9 protein-coding genes are annotated in these 15,776 nt (G+C 64.5%); 1 reads left to right on the forward strand and 8 read right to left on the reverse strand.

Annotated elements, in window-relative coordinates:
• The first annotated feature begins 431 nt into the window (after window positions 1-431).
• Complete coding sequence (gene paoC, locus Q4F19_RS06660; RefSeq protein ID WP_303540903.1) at window positions 432-2,642, forward strand: aldehyde oxidoreductase molybdenum-binding subunit PaoC; 2,211 nt, start codon at window positions 432-434, stop codon at window positions 2,640-2,642.
• 43 nt (window positions 2,643-2,685) lie between these two features.
• On the opposite strand, the gene Q4F19_RS06665 is transcribed toward paoC, so the two are convergent.
• The 8 genes from Q4F19_RS06665 to Q4F19_RS06700 form a co-directional block, all read right to left on the reverse strand.
• Window positions 2,686-3,414, reverse strand: coding sequence for an NRDE family protein (locus tag Q4F19_RS06665; protein WP_303540904.1), 729 nt, complete (start codon window positions 3,412-3,414; stop codon window positions 2,686-2,688).
• Window positions 3,415-3,574: 160 nt separating this feature from the next.
• Window positions 3,575-4,861: a CaiB/BaiF CoA transferase family protein gene (locus Q4F19_RS06670; protein WP_303540905.1), complete on the reverse strand. Its 1,287-nt coding sequence runs from the start codon at window positions 4,859-4,861 to the stop codon at window positions 3,575-3,577.
• A 311-nt stretch (window positions 4,862-5,172) separates the two neighbouring features.
• The gene (locus Q4F19_RS06675; protein ID WP_303540906.1) at window positions 5,173-6,723 is read right to left on the reverse strand and encodes an MmgE/PrpD family protein; all 1,551 of its coding nucleotides are present in this window, start codon (window positions 6,721-6,723) and stop codon (window positions 5,173-5,175) included.
• 45 nt (window positions 6,724-6,768) lie between these two features.
• Window positions 6,769-8,130 (reverse strand): serine hydrolase domain-containing protein, encoded by a 1,362-nt coding sequence (locus Q4F19_RS06680; protein WP_303540908.1) that lies wholly within the window; start codon window positions 8,128-8,130, stop codon window positions 6,769-6,771.
• A gap of 170 nt (window positions 8,131-8,300) precedes the next feature.
• Window positions 8,301-11,174: a TonB-dependent receptor domain-containing protein gene (locus tag Q4F19_RS06685; protein ID WP_303540909.1), complete on the reverse strand. Its 2,874-nt coding sequence runs from the start codon at window positions 11,172-11,174 to the stop codon at window positions 8,301-8,303.
• A 178-nt stretch (window positions 11,175-11,352) separates the two neighbouring features.
• Window positions 11,353-12,534 carry a beta-ketothiolase BktB gene (gene bktB / locus Q4F19_RS06690; protein ID WP_303540911.1) on the reverse strand — a complete coding sequence of 394 codons (1,182 nt, stop codon included), beginning with the start codon at window positions 12,532-12,534 and terminating at the stop codon, window positions 11,353-11,355.
• Between the two features lie 307 nt (window positions 12,535-12,841).
• Window positions 12,842-14,878 (reverse strand): 3-hydroxyacyl-CoA dehydrogenase NAD-binding domain-containing protein, encoded by a 2,037-nt coding sequence (locus Q4F19_RS06695; RefSeq protein WP_303540913.1) that lies wholly within the window; start codon window positions 14,876-14,878, stop codon window positions 12,842-12,844.
• A 109-nt stretch (window positions 14,879-14,987) separates the two neighbouring features.
• On the reverse strand, window positions 14,988-15,776 hold the full coding sequence (locus Q4F19_RS06700; protein WP_303540914.1) for an enoyl-CoA hydratase-related protein: 789 nt from the start codon (window positions 15,774-15,776) through the stop codon (window positions 14,988-14,990).

Below are 15,776 nucleotides of genomic sequence, written 5' to 3' on the forward strand. Positions count from 1 at the left end.
GCACATAATCCTGCCTTTAGGGTCCGCTTGCCGGTCCCGCCGAAAGCAGTCGCGCGGAATTCCTCCGTCATATCCATCCCCCTCGCTGTTCGACTTTTATTCCGTATATACGGATCATCGATTTCTATTGTGAACTTATGAGCTATTCTGCTTATGTCAATCGGCGGGTTCGCCAACCGAGCTGGACGGCGGAAAGACGGTGCGATCGGCGGCGCTATGGCGGAATATGGTTCCGGAGCCGCTGACTGCGCGGCCGCACAGGGAGGGCGTGATGCCGCAGACAGCCGGACGGCCGGATAAGCGAGGCGGGCGGGGTTTGGCGCATCCTGTGCCGTTTTCCGCTGATCGCGATACTCTGCGTGGCAAGGCTGCCGATCCGGCCATGAAGACGACCGCCCGCCTTGCCGATATTCTCCACGGAGGTTCGACCCATGAAGTTTGAGACGCCCGCCGGGACCAACCCCATCGATCGGTTGAAGATTGTCGGCAAGGCGATCAACCGCGTCGATGGCCCGATGAAGATAACGGGCACGGCGCCCTATGCGTATGAACGCCACGACGTCGCGGCCAATCAGGCTTATGGCTACATCCTCGGCAGCGCGATCGCCAAGGGACGGATCGCGCGCATCGATTCTGCCGATGCGAAGGCCGCGCACGGCGTCCTCGCGATCGTCACCACGCTGGACATGCCTCGGCTGACGCTAGGTCGGATGAACACCGCCTCTTTGTTCGGCGGACCGGACGTCCAGCATTATCATCAGGCGATCGCCGTCGTCGTCGCCGAGACGTTCGAACAGGCGCGCGCCGCCGCGCAGCTGCTCCGCGTCGATTATGATCGTGCGGACGGCAAGTTCGATCTCGCGGCAGAGGCGGGATCCGCGCCCCTGGTCGGCGGCGGCGGCCCCACTGCGCCCAAGGAGAACAAGGTCGGCGATTTCGCCGGCGCCTTCGCGGCCGCGCCCGTCCAGCTCGACGCGACCTACCGGACGCCGGACGAAAGCCACGCGATGATGGAGCCCTTCGCCACCATCGCCGCCTGGAAAGGCGAAATGCTCACGCTGTGGACATCCAATCAGATGATCGCCTGGAACAAGGCGGACGTCGCCCGCACCTTGGGGCTGAAGCCGGAGAATGTCCGAGTGGATTCACCGTTCATCGGCGGCGGCTTCGGCGGAAAACTCTACACGCGCGCGGACGCCATCCTGGCGGCATTGGCGGCGAAAGCCGCTGGCCGGCCGGTCCGCCTAGCGATGCAACGGCCGCTCATGATGAACAATGCCACGCATCGGCCGGGGACGATCCAGCGTATCCGCATGGGCGCGACGAAAGACGGCAAGATCATCGCGATCGCGCACGAAAGCACGTCCGGCAATCTGCCCGGGGGCAAGCCCGAAAACGCGATCCAGCAGACGCAGATCCTGTATGCCGGCGCGAACCGGCTGACCTCGATGCGTCTCGCGCCGCTCGATCTGCCGGAAGGCAATGCGATGCGGGCTCCCGGCGAAGCCTCGGGGCTCATGGCGCTCGAGATCGCGATGGACGAAATGGCGGAAAAGCTTGGGCTGGATCCGGTCGAATTCCGAATCCAGAACGACACCCAGGTCGATCCCGCCAATCCGCAGCGTCCCTTTTCGAAGCGGCAGCTGGTGGAATGCCTGCGCCGGGGTTCCGATCTGTTCGGCTGGCGGCGGCGCGATGCGAGACCGGGGGCGATGCGCGAAGGGCGCTGGCTCATCGGCATGGGCATGGCAGCGGGCATTCGCAACAATCTCGTCGCGAAGTCCGCCGCGCGGGTGCGCCTCAGCGATCGAGGGATCGTGACGGTCGAAACCGACATGACCGACATCGGGACAGGCAGCTACACGATCATCGCGCAGACGGCGGCGGAAACGATGGGCGTGAGCATCGACAAGGTCGTGGTGAAGCTCGGCGACTCCGACTTCCCCATCTCGGCGGGTTCGGGCGGACAGTGGGGCGCGAACAGCTCCACCGCCGGCGTCTATGCGGCCTGCCTGAACCTGCGCGAGGCCGTCGCACAGAAACTGGGCCTCGATGCCACCGCAGCGAATTTCGAAGACGGCAAGGTGCACGACGGCCATCGCAGCATCCGGCTCGGCGACGCGGCGAAGGGCGGCGAACTCGTCGTCGAAGGCGTCATGGAATATGGCGATCTCGCCCGCCAGTTCCAGCAATCCACCTTCGCCGGTCATTTCGTCGAGGTCGCAGTGGACGGCCTCACGGGCGAGACGCGCATCCGGCGAATGCTGGCGGTGTGTGCGGCGGGCCGGATCCTCAATCCCAAGACGGCGCGCAGCCAGGTGATCGGCGCGATGACCATGGGGGTCGGCGGCGCGCTGACGGAGCACCTGGCCGTCGATCCGCGCTTCGGCCTGTTTGTCAATCATGATCTGGCCAATTACGAGGTGCCCGTCCATGCCGACATTCCGCACCAGGAGGTCGTCTTCCTCGATGAGGTCGACGACAAATCCTCGCCGATGAAGGCCAAGGGTGTCGGCGAGTTGGGGCTGTGCGGTGTCGCCGCGGCGATCGCCAATGCGGTCTATAACGCAACCGGAGTTCGCGTGCGCGACTATCCCATGACGCTGGACAAGCATCTGGATCGCTTGCCGGCGATCGTCTGATAAGCAGGCGCTACGGTGTCGGTTACGAGCGGCGTGCGGCGCTTCAGGGCCATCGAAACGCGATCGTTTCGGTCCCTTCGACATTACCCGCGCGGTCGTAACGCACTTCGACGATAACACCGTCGCCTGATTGGTCGACGGTCACCACGGTGCTGCATCGCGTTCCATAGACCGGATCGCTGACGAAGATTTCGCCGGGATCATCGGCATCGGCCGCAGGAGAGGCCGGGTCTCTCAGGTCCGCGAGAAGACTCGCCCGATCGAACGTCGCGTCGTTCAGCCATCGCTCGACCATTGATCCCAGCCGCCGCGATTTGCGCCAAGGGCGATCGAACGGACCATTCGAAATGCCCAAGATGCCGGGCGCCAGTCTTCGACATGCGGGCGTTGGCCGATTTGACAGCAGATCGGCCTCCGCCCCGCTGACCGAAATCGCCTGAAACGGGCCGAACCCCGCCAACCGATCGATCGCCGCACCTTCGTATTGCTGCTGACCAAGGGCCAGTCCGGTGACCAGCAGGCCACGCGACGTCCATTCCGGATCCGCAGGCTGCTGCCGCTGCTGGCGCAGGTTGGTGACGGCCGCGAAGCGGCCCTGTTCGGAGACGGCGAGCCAAGTCCCGCGCCCGATTAGGTCGCGGCCGGCGATCAGATCGGAATCCGGCCAGCGGTGGAGCTTCTCGGCCGGCCTGTCATGATATTCGTCACGATTGGCGGCGACGACCAGCCGCCACCGGGGATGCGCCTGCCAAGCAATTGCGATCACACACATTAGCCGAGCCTCGAATCCCGCGGCGGAAGCGCCAGACCTTGGCCGGCGAGGCGAAGGGATACTAGCCGGCCGACAAGCGACAGAGCGATGATACGGCTCGATCAGAACAGACCGAAGCCTGCTTTAACGGACGAGGCGCCCGGTCGGCCGACGTTCGCGATTACAAGATGGCGGCCGACGCGCGCCAGTCGGCCAATTCTTCCGCGCTGTGGCCGAGCCAGGTGCCGAAGACCTCGTCGTTGCAGGCCCCCAGGGGAAGGCTCGGCTCGAGTTCGCGGCGCCCGGTTCCTTCGAAGACGAAGGGCGAGTGCGGCAGGACAACGCGCCCCAGTTCCGGGTGGTCCACCCACTGAAGGCTGCCGCGGGCATGCATGTTCTCGTCAAGGATGACTTCGGACAGATGCCGCACCGCCGAGCAGGGCACCTTCCTCGCGAGGAGCCAATCGGCAATCTCTTGGCGGGTATGCTGCCGGGTCCAGGCGCCGACCAGATCATCGACGGCGTCGATGTTGCGCACTCGATCCGTCCGCGTGGCGAAGCGCGGATCGTCGGCGAGGTCCAGGCGCTCCATCACGTCCAGGATCGACCGGAAATGCACGTCGCCCGGCGAATTGATCACGACATAGCCGTCCGTTGTCGGGTAAACGTTGTAAGGCGACACGCCGAGCCCGCCATGACGGTTTCCGGTCCGCGGCGGCGCTGCATCCCCCCGCGCGTGAAGCATGCCCAGATTGGAGGCGAGCGAACAATAAGCCGCGTCCTGCATCGACACTTCGAGAACCCGGGCGGTACCCGTATGCTCACGCTCGTACAGCGCGGTCATGACGGCGCCATATAGGTGGATGCCCGCCAGAAAATCGCACAGCGCAGCGCCGGACTTGACCGGCGGCTGGTCGGGAAAGCCCGTGGAATCGATGATTCCGGACATGGCCTGCATCACGAGATCCATCGCCGGATAGCTCTTGTACGGGCCGGTCTTGCCATAACCGGAGCTCGACGCAAAAATCAGTCGCGGGTTGACCGCTTGCAGCACGTCCGGTCCGATGCCGAGCCGGTCGAGCACCCCCGGCGCAAAGTTCTCGACCAGAATATCCGCACGCGACACAAGCTCCTTCAGCAGCTTGATGCCTTGTTCCGATTTGAGGTTCAGCGTGACCGGCTTCTTGTTCGAATTGAGCATGGCATAAGAAAAATCGGCGCCGCCCATGTCGCCCCGGCTGCGCAGCGTCTCGCCATGTAGCGGCTCGACCTTGATGACCGTCGCGCCACCCAGCGCCATCAGGAAGGTGGCGTAAGGCCCGTTATAGACATGGGAGAGATCGATGACGGTGATGCCCGACAGCGGATACCGCTTGTCGCCAGCCGAAGCCTGGCCCTCTGGATTCCCAAGGCCGGTATCGACGACATCATTGCTCGACATTTCGATCATCACTTCCTCACGTTTCATTACGCTTCCGCACCTCGCACCCTGGAGAGCCAAATCGCGCTTGGTCTCCCCGGAACTGGGCCGCTGCTCAGCAGGGATGTGCGGCGTAGCGGCGCCGTCCGCGGGCAACCGAGCCGTGAGATCGCTGCCCGCAGCGATCTCGTGCCGGATCGTCTATCCACGCTCCATGCTCCGCTCCATACGATAATTCCGCATATGCGGAGCAGATATCGTATATCCAACACTATTGGATCGATCGGGCATGTCAAGCAGGCTGCGCGGCTGGCATGGGTTCATCGACGGAGCCCAGGCGGCACGAAGGACACGCGGTCTCATCGCATGACCCCAGCGAAGGCATCGAACAGCCCCCGGCAATCCGCCAGTCCATCCATCCGGACCGCGACCATCAAGGCGCGTTCGACGTCGGCACCGGGCAGAGATCCGGTCCATTTCTCCGCGAGATCGTCCCATGTGATTTCGCCCCGGGTGCTGTATCCGCGCGGGCTATCGATACGCAGCGAGAAGCGCTTGCCGGCCCGGGTCGCAATCGTCACGCGTGCGCCGCGCCCGTTCGGGAATTCGCGGTCCAGATCCGGATCGACCTTCGCCGAGACCAAGGGTCGCAACCGTGTGTAGATCGGATTGTCGAGCATGCTCGGAAACGGCTCGTCGATGATCTTGAAACCGCCACCGGCCATGTAGGCGGCGACCATGTCCTGCACCGAAATGTTGTGCATGTCGCGATTATCGACGGTCTTCAGCGGCCTGGCGGGCATGCCAATTTCGACCGACTGAATCGTCTCGATCGCGATCTCATGCTGCTTCAGCAGCGTCAGCGCCGCCTCGATCGGCGTGTGGATGGGCTGCCCGGCATTATAGAATTTGAAATTGCCGCTCATGATCTTGAAATCGGTGCCGAGCCCGCGCGTGACCATCGCGCGCTCCTCCGGAACGCCCCACGCGGCCAGGACCCCGCCCTCGGTGCCGATAATGTCGTCGTGCCCCTCCAGCCCGATCTCCGCCATCCACGCCGAACTGATCCCGGCGAAGGCATATTGGCCGTTGCAGAAGGATTTGCTGATGTGCCGCCTTTCGGCGAACAAGGCGACCAGACCGTTGGCCTGGAAGGTCGCCAGCGCCATTGCGTGACGATGATTGTCCGCGCTCAATCGCAACAGTCTGCAGGCGGAGGCCGAACAGCCCAGCGCGTATAGAAAGTCGCTGTGAACCTGATCGCGGTCCCTGACGGCAAACGTACCGCCACACGCCTCGACGAGCCGCACGCCGACATCGTATCCGAGCACGACCGCGTTGATCAGTTCGGCCCCGGACACGCGCTGGCGTTCGGCCATGGCGGACGCGGCGTGCACGATCGAGGCCCCCGGGTGTCCGCCGACGACGTGGGTGCCGTCCACCTCCTCGCCATGTCCGGCCGTGCCGTTGGCCAAGGCGACATAATGGGCCGGTCCGACCTGATCGGTGCCGTAGATGCGCGCCTCCGGCGGGCCTGCGCCGAAACGCTGCGCATATTGCGCCGAGAGCCGTCCGGCATCGGTGCGCCTGCCGAAATAGGCGCACGCAATCTCATCGAAGATCACCTTCTTCGCGCGCTCGCGGACCGCCTTGGGTAGCACGTCGAACGAGGTTGCCGCGGCGTAACGTGCCACAGTCTCGGTCAGAGTCGTCCCCCCCGCCCCGGCGACGACCGCCTCCGGCTTCGCCTTGGATGGCGATTGCGCGAAGGCCCCGAACGATGCCGCGCCGCCAAACGGAGCGGCCGCGAATGCGAGAACTCCCGCGCCTTTCAAAGCGGCGCGACGATCGAGTCGGGGCCCATCGTCTCGCCGACCCGGGCCGGGGCCATCCTCGCGCTCTTCAATCATGTCGTCTTCCCCGCGATCCCGACCCGCGCCGTGGCTGGGGCATCCTCACTTCTGCAAGGCCCTGATGACGTCCGCGGCGAACGTCTGGATCTTGAAAGCGGAAGCTCCGTCAAAGCCCCGCCGGACGACCACCAGATCCTGCGAAGGGACGATCACCGCATATTGCCCGCGAGCGCCGAACGCCGCGTAGGCCACGGGCGGCAGCCCCTCCATGCCGCCGTGCAGCCAGAATTGGGCGCCGTATCCCGCGTCGCCGCCGATGCTTCCCTTGGGCGGCTGGGCAGGCGCCGGCGTCGACACATAGGCGCTCCAGCCGGCGGGGAGGATCCGCTCGCCGCGCCACACGCCATCAGCCAGATAAAGCAGGCCGAGCCGGCCGAAATCGCGGGCCGTGCTCCAGCACTGGCCCGACACGATGAAATCGTTGTTCCAGTCCGTTTCCAACGTCGTGCGGGTCATGCCGATCTTCCACAGCAATTCCCGATACGGAAAGGCCGGATAGGCGGCATCGTCGTTGATGGCCTCGCGCAGTGCGCGGACGGCGAGGTTCACGTCGGTGCCCGCATAAACGAAGCGGGAACCCGGCTTCCAGTTCATCTGATTGAGTGCCGCGATCTCCGCAATCGCCGCGCCCGACCGATAGATTTCCCGCGACGGATCTTGCGCCCCGTCCGAATAGAGCCCGCTTCCCATGTGGAGGAGATCATCGATTGTGATCGCGCCGCGCGGATCTCCGGGGCGCCGCCATTCCGTCAACGGCGCCTTGCGATGCAGATCGAGCAGCCCTTTTTCGACACCCACGCCGATGAGCGTGCCGCCCAGGCTCTTGCACATCGAATTGGTGCGCGCGGCGATGTGGGGCGCGAACCCGTGCTGATATCGCTCAGCGGCGATCCTGCCGTCCTTGACGATGACGACGCCCCAGGTGATCCCGCCATACGCGCCCGGTTCGTCCTTGAACGCTTCGTCGATCACGCGTTCCACCGCCTGCCTGCGCCGGACGGGCAGTCTCGCAAGCGCGTCGACATCGCCCATGGGCCACCGGCGATCGTCGAGATCGGGCGCGCTCAGGGCTGGCCGCAGCAGACTATGCGCAAAATCCTTGGTCGCGCCGATCGGCAGCATCGCACAGCCCAGCGTCGGCCGGGCCACGGCGATACGCGGCGGCATGTCGCTCGCGAACCTGACGGAGACCGTCTTCTCCTGCCCGTCGACGGTCACGTTCGCATCCAGCGGCGCTGCGGGATTGCCGTTGGTGGCCAGCGTGCCGTCGATCAGTGCGCGCGGCGCCTCCGTCGCGAAATAGCCCGTGCATAGATGGAGCGCAGTTATCCCGGCGGCCTGCGCGCCGGCATGGCGAAGATCGCTCGGGCCCGTCTCCGCGATCGCAGCGGAGCCAGCCGCCATGGAGAGGCATATCGCGCCGCTCATCACCCGGAATCGCCAGGTACGGCGCGAGAGCCCGGCCGTGACGGCGTTCGCGCGCCGATCGCACGCCCTGCCGGCGGATGTGCCAGATCCGCCGGGGGCAATGCTGCACGAGGAAAGCCCTCCATCGTGCAGGCGACACCTTTTCGTCACAGCTTGAAGCGCACGCCGCCCCGGAACGCGATGCCATCGACATCGTACAGAATGGCGTTCGCGCCATTGGAGAAAGCGTTTCCGGTGACCGACAGCCCCGGATCCCGATTGGTGAGATTGCGGATGTTCAGGAACGTCGTGACCGTCTTGGAACCGCCGACGTTGATGTCGTAGCTGAACGCAAGATCGAGATAGAATCTGCCCGGCATATGATTGTCGTTGATCGTCGGATGATCGGTGGTGCTGGCGGGGCAGTTGGACGTGCACTCGATATAGTTGGCGAACTGCTTGCCCGCGCTCAGGCCGCGGCCGGTGACCGTCATCCTGAACGCGTCGAGATGATAGCCGAGGGATACGGTCGTGCGCCACAACGGGGGATTGGTGCCGCTATTCTCACCGAGAGCCTTGCGCGGAGCACTGATGCCGTTGTCGATCGTATCCTCCAGATACCGCGTGAAGTTCGCGTGCAGATCGACATTTCCGGGCAAGCCGATGAAATCGAGATCCTTCCGGTAGGTGGCCTCGAAGTCCAGCCCCCGCACCTTCTGGCTCGCGATGTTGATATTCTGGCTGACCACCTGGGTGACGACGCCGTTCACGCGCGTGACGTTGTTGCACAGGGCAGGGTTCGAGCCATCGAAGCAAAGCAGCAGCACGTCGCCTGCCGAGATGATCGAGATCGCATCCTTGATGTTGATCGACCAATAATCAACCGATGCGCTGAACCCTTCGATGAAGGATGGACGGAAGACCGCGCCGACGCCCAGCGTATCCGCCTTTTCCGGCTTCAGGTTGCGATTGCCGGTCGTCGTCTGATCGAAGGCCGGCGTCGTGTTGGTGAACGGATCGAAGATCGATTGCCGCGCAGTGTTCGCCGGCAGGAAGGTTTCCTGCAGATTGGGCGCCCGGATATCGCGCGAGCGCGTGGCACGGAAGGTGATGTCCGGAATGGGCGAATAGGTGACGCCGGCCTTCCACGTCGTCACGCTGCCTGCCAAGCTGTACTTCGTATACCGCGCGGCGCCGTTCAGTTCGAGCGAATCCGCCCAGGACTTGTCCTTGGCCAACGGAACGACCGTCTCGAAAGCGGCCTCCTTCACGTTCGTCGAACCGTCGATCGGCGCATAGTTCGCGTAGATGTGGTTCGTGGCCAGCGAATCTGCGTCGACCGTTCCGAACGCCTTGTCCTTGCGATACTCGGCCGAAAACGCGACCGAAACCGGCCCCGCCCAGGTCGAGAAAGGCTCGCCCGACAGCGAGGCCGCGACCACCGTCTGCTCGACCTTCAGATCCGAAATGCTCGGCGATCGGATATAGGCGACCGCAGCGCCGTTCGGATCGTTCACCTCGGTCCCGAGCGCGTTATACGGGACGCAGCCGTTCGCGGGATTGGTCAGCGTAGAGCGGCAGACGATGGCGCCCGACGCCGTCCGCACCGCATCGGTCGCAAGCGTATAATGGCTGCGCGAAATGTTGGTCGGGAAGCTGACATGGTTCTTGCTCTGGCCATATTGGCCGTAGGCATCCCAGTCCCAGCTGCCGCCCAGCATATCGAACTTGCCGTCCGCACCCGCCGTGTACGACGTCGCGATCCGCTGCGTCGTCTGGTTGTTCAGACCCAGATCGTAATTGAGCGTTCCCACCCGGATCGACGTGACGCCCGCCGCGACCATCCGCGCCCGGACGCTAGCCGGGAGATAGGCGTTGTCGAGCTGGATCAGCGGCCCGCTGCTCCCGATCATGTAGGACGTCGTCGACACTGCGTCGGTCTGCGATTTGACGTACGAACCCTGCGCGTAGAAATTCAGGGCGCGGCTGACTTCGAAGCTTGCACGCCCGAACGCCATGCTGCGCTTTTCCTCAGGCGCGATCGCGTTGGTCGGGCGCAGATCATTCGCCTGCCAGCCGCCGCCGCGCATGAACGGATCGGCCTGGATATCGCCGAAGTTCAGCGCATAAACCTGTCCGCCCGGCCCGAACCCCGTCCCGCGCAGCGGTCCGGAGCTGACGACACCGCCCGGAGCGGAGGTCATGTAGCCGATATTGTCGTAGACCAGGCGCTGCGGCTGGCCGTTCGTCGCCGTATAAGCAGGATTGGCGAGCAGCTGGCGACCGCGGCGCGTCCAGCTGCGCGCGCCGGGATCGATCCCGGCCTCGTAGGCACGCTCGACGGCTGCAAGGATATGGCCGCGGCCGTCGGCGAAGGCGACGCCTCCGGCCAGATTGGCCTTGTAGCTTTCATTGTCGCCGTAATTGGTGATGCCGCTCGAGACCTCGCCCGTCAGCCCCGTCATCGAACGGTTCAAGACGAAGTTGACGACGCCGGCGACCGCATCCGATCCATAGGCCGCCGACGCACCTCCGGTGACGACGTCCACGCGCGAGATCAGCGCCTGCGGCAAAGCGTTGACATCGACATAGCCGAGCGCGACCGCCGGCGTGACGCGATGGCCATCAAGCAGCACGAGCGTACGGTTGGGCCCAAGCGAGCGAAGATTGAGCGAGTTGATGCCGGACGTGCCGTTCGCGCCGGTCGTCGTGCTCGAACGGCCGCTGCTGGAACCGGCGAAGACCGGCAGATTGGTGACATATTGCGCAATGTTGGGGCTGGTACTGGTCGCGAGCTGCTCGGCGCCGATCACGGACAGAGGTGTCGGCGATTGGTAGCCGTCGCGGACGATGCGCGAGCCCGTAACGACGATATCCTGCGCCTGCTGGGCGTTCGCCTGTGGTGGGGTAGCCTCGGCCGCCTCCGGTGTCTCCCCGATCGTCGAAGACGCCTGCGGAGCGGGGGCGCTGGCCGCCGCGGCGGGATTAGCCTGCGCGCAAGCCGCCGAGGCATTCAGCCCGAACACAGCTGTTGTGGACAACAATACCGCTAAAGCTTTGCCACGCACGAATGACAGCGCACGAATGTCGGACGACGTGTAATTCATGGTCATTCAGACCTCCCCTAGAATTTGCCAAAGAAATCGCGATTTTCGCGACAGGCGTTATTTTGTTATTATTGTCTGTATTATGCGCCTTAGCGCCGAATAGTCTTAGATATTATCCTAAATTCTCGATTACCATTGCAATTCCCTGACCGCCGCCGATGCACATCGTCACGAGCCCATATCGGCCGTTGGTGCGCTGGAGTTCGTACATCGCCTTGATGGTCAGGATCGCGCCCGTCGCGCCGACCGGATGGCCCAAAGCGATGCCGGAACCATTGGGATTGGTTTTCGCCGGATCGAACCCGAGCTGCTGCGCAACCGCCGCCGCCTGAGCCGCGAAAGCCTCGTTGGATTCGATGACATCGATCTGGTCCAGATTCAGGCCGGCACGCTCGAGCGCGATAGGGACGGCCTTGACCGGTCCTATGCCCATGACGCTCGGCTCGACGCCGGCATGGCCCCAGCCCAGAATGCGAGCCATCGGCTTCAGTCCGTGCTGCGTCACCGCGCTTTCGGATGCGAGCACGACGGCGGCGGCACCGTCATTGATGCCCGACGCGTTGCCCGCCGTCACGGTGCCGTCCTTCGAGAAAGCCGGCCTCAGCGCCGCCAACGCCTCGATACTTGCATCGCCGCGCACATGCTCGTCGGTGTCGAAAAGCCGCATACCCTTGCGGTCCTTGATCTCCACGGCGACAATCTGCTCTTGAAATCGACCCTCGGAGACCGCGCGTGACGCGCGCTGCTGGCTCTCCAGCGCGACGCAATCCTGTGCCTGGCGGGTGATCTGATAATCCCGGGCGACATTCTCCGCGGTGATGCCCATGTGAAAGTCTTCGAAGGGATCGCTCAACCCTTCCAGCAAGGCGTCGGACATGGTGATGGAGCCCATCTTGCGGCCGAAGCGGGCATCGCTGACGACATGCGCCGCACGGCTCATCGTCTCGGTCCCGCCGGCAACCGCAACGCCGCACTCGCCCAGCGCGACCATCTGCGCTGCGGACACGATCGCCTGGAGGCCGGAACCACATTGCCGGTTCAGCGCGAGTGCGGGCGCCTGGACAGGTATGCCGGCCTTCACGGCGGCGACGCGTGCGACATAGCCGTCGCGCGTGCTCGTGGTGATGCCCTGTCCCAACACGACGTGCTGGACGTTCTCGGGCTCCAGCGCCGCACGCCGCACGGCTTCCCTGATGACGATCGCGCCGAGCTCGGCCGGCGAGAAATCCTTGAGGCTTCCGCCGAAGCTGCCGATTGGCGTCCGTGCGCCGGCGACCAGATAAACTGGTGACATAGGGTCTTCCTGGCTCACGCCGAGCGTCGCAGCGTCAGGGCGACGCCACGTTCACTAGGCTCAGTAAAAGCTGGACGAAACGAGGAGAGGATGATCAGCCACCAGTCGTCGGCAGAAGCATTTGTCATCGATCAGATCCGACACGTTCCGAGCGTTTTGCGAAATCCGCCGTACGTCCGGCACCTTGCGAGCGTCCATTTCGAATTGCGGGATGCCGCCATCACCAGAAACGATTTGGGAGCGAGTACCTGCGCAGGCGCGCTTCGTTGGCGGGAGATCGAGAGATGGCGCTTCGCTCGAGGCGATGTCAGGTCGCGCGATCGAGCCGCGTGCCGGCGGTTGCGCAATCGACCAGCAGCGACGAAAGGCGAAAATCCGAGCCCAGCCGATCGGCATAGTGATCCAGCTTCGCGACGATGACCGACAGTCCGACCTTGTCGGCCCAGAACACCGGACCGCCCGTACGACGCGGCCAGCCATAGCCATAGACCCACACGACATCGATATCGGATGCCCGCTGCGCGATGCCCTCTTCCAGGATCAGCGCCGCTTCGTTGACCATCGTATACAGCGTGCGGACGACGATCTCGTCATCCTCGATGGCCCGCGGCTCGATGCCGGCCTTCGTGCGGAACGCGGAGACGATCTCGTCGGTGATGGCCGACGGCGTGGGACGGCGGCGATCGTCATAATCGTAATAGCCAGCCTTGGTCTTCTGGCCCCATCGCCCCTGGGCGCAGAGCGCATCGGATATGCTGTCGATCCGTTCCGGATCCCGATGCCAGCCGATATCGACCCCGGCGAGATCCGCCATTTGGAACGGCCCCATCGGCATGCCGAAAGCGGTGTGAACGCGGTCCACCTGCTCGGGCGTGGCGCCTTCCAGCAAAAGCGCCTCGGCATTGTCCTGCCGCGGGATCAGCATCCTGTTGCCGATGAAACCGTAGCAGACGCCGGCCACGACCGGAATCTTGCCGATGCTGCGCGCCAGCTGCATTGCCGTCGCGATCACGTCGGGTGCGGTTGCGGCGCCGCGCACGACTTCCACCAGTTTCATGATGTTCGCCGGGGAAAAGAAATGAAGGCCGACGACATCGTGCGGACGCGCGGTGGCGGCGGCGATCTCATCCAGATCGAGGTAGGAGGTGTTCGAGGCCAAGATCGCCCCCGGCCGCGCGATGGCGTCGAGGCGGGCGAAGATCTCCTTCTTCACCTCCATATTCTCGTAGACGGCCTCGATCACGAGATCGCAGTCGCGTAGCGCCTCGAAATCGAGCGTCGGCGACAGCAGCTTGACCGCGGCATCGCCCGCTTCCGCGGTGATGCGGCCTTTGGCGACCGAACCTTCATAATTGGTGCGGATGGCGGCCGCGCCGCGATCGAGCCCTTCCTGTGCCATATCGAGCAACGTCACCGCGAAGCCCGCCGACAGGAAATTCATCGAGATGCCGGCCCCCATCGTGCCCGCGCCGATGATGCCGACCCGTGCGATCCGGCGTCGCTCCACGTTGCGCGGCAGGCCCTCGATCTTCATCGCGGTGCGCTCGGCGAAGAAGATATGGCGCAACGCCTGCGATTCCGCGCTGACCATCAGGCGATCGAACAGCGCCCGTTCCAGCGCCATGCCCTCGGCAAGCGGAAGCTGCACCGCGCCCTTGATGGCCTCGATGCAGGCGGCTGGCGCCTCGAATCCGGCGATCGCGCGCGCATTCTTGGCCGCGAACGTCTCGAAGACGGCCTCATCGACCGCGACCGTCCCGTCGCCCGTACGGCGGACGGAGTGTAGCTCGCGTGCATAGGCGATGGCAGCCTCCGCAAGCGCCGCCGCCTCCGCGAGGCGATCGATCAGCCCGAGACCGACTGCCCGGCCGGCATCGATCGGATCGCCCAGCACGATCATGTCGAGCGCCGGGCCAGCGCCCACCAGCCGGGGCAGCCGCTGGGTGCCGCCGGCGCCCGGCAACAGGCCCAATTTCACTTCGGGCAGGCCGAGCTGCGCGTCGGGCGTCGCGATACGATAATGGCATGCCAGCGCGACTTCGAGCCCGCCTCCGAGAGCGGCCCCATGAATCGCCGCGATCACCGGCTTGGCGCTCGCCTCGATCGCGTCCGCCACCTCCGGCAGCGCGGGATCGACCAAAGGGGCACCGAATTCGGCGATGTCGGCGCCCGCACAGAATAGCTTGCCGGCGCCACGAATGACGATCGCCTTCACCCTGCCGTCCGCGCCGGCCTCCGTCACGGCCGCCATCAATCCGGCCCTGACGTCGAGGCCCAAGGCGTTTACGGGTGCATTGTCGATCAGGATTTCAAGAACATCGTCGTGGAGCTTTGTTACGATCATCGCCAGTCCTTGACGCGAGAGTGGGTATGCCGGCCCAGTTCGGGACGATGACGTCTCTTGTCCCGAAGAGCCTTGATAGGATGGATCGGATCAGCGGATCGATGCGCGTCTAGCGACCGACATATTTCGGCTCGCGCTTCTCGACGACCGCGGCGACAGCTTCTTTCTGATCGGCCGTGTTCTGAACGATCGCCTGATAGGTGGCCGACAATTCCAGGCACTCGTCGATCCCCATGTTGACCGACTTGAGGATCAGCCGCTTGTTGAGCCGCACGCTGATCGGGGGGAAGCCGGCGATCGTCTCGGCGAGCGCCAGAGCCGCCTCTTCCAGTTTGTCGGGCTCGACGACGTGCGTGGCGATACCCCACTCCTTGGCTTCCTGCGCATCGAGCACCCGACAGGTCAGGGCCATTTCGAGCGCGCGCGGCAGGCCGACAATCCGGGGTAGCAACCAGGCGCCGCCGTCGCCCGGCACCAGCCCGACGCGGAGGAAACTTTCCGCAAACTTTGCGTGCGTCGATGCCACGCGAATATCGCACAGACATGCGAGATCGTTGCCGGCGCCGATCGCCGCGCCGTTCACCGCCGCGATCACGGGAATGTCGATGCCGAGGAAGCATTTGGTCATCTGCTGGATGTTGCGGCGATACCCCTCGGCCATTTGGTGAGGGGTTCCGCCGAACATCGGATCGTCGCCTTCCAGCATATCCTTGACGTTGCCGCCCGCGCAGAAAGCCTTTCCGACCCCGGTCAGCACGAGGCAGCTGAGCCCCGCATCGCCATCCGCTTCGCCGATCACGGCGATCAGCTCATGAATGAGGTCCGTAGACAGCGCATTGCGCGCGTCCGGATCGTTGAGGCGGACGATCGCCACGCGTCCCCGACGTTCGATGGTCAC

Source organism: Sphingomonas natans (genome assembly GCF_030546695.1).
Taxonomy (GTDB): Bacteria; Pseudomonadota; Alphaproteobacteria; order Sphingomonadales; family Sphingomonadaceae; genus Sphingomonas_I; species Sphingomonas_I natans.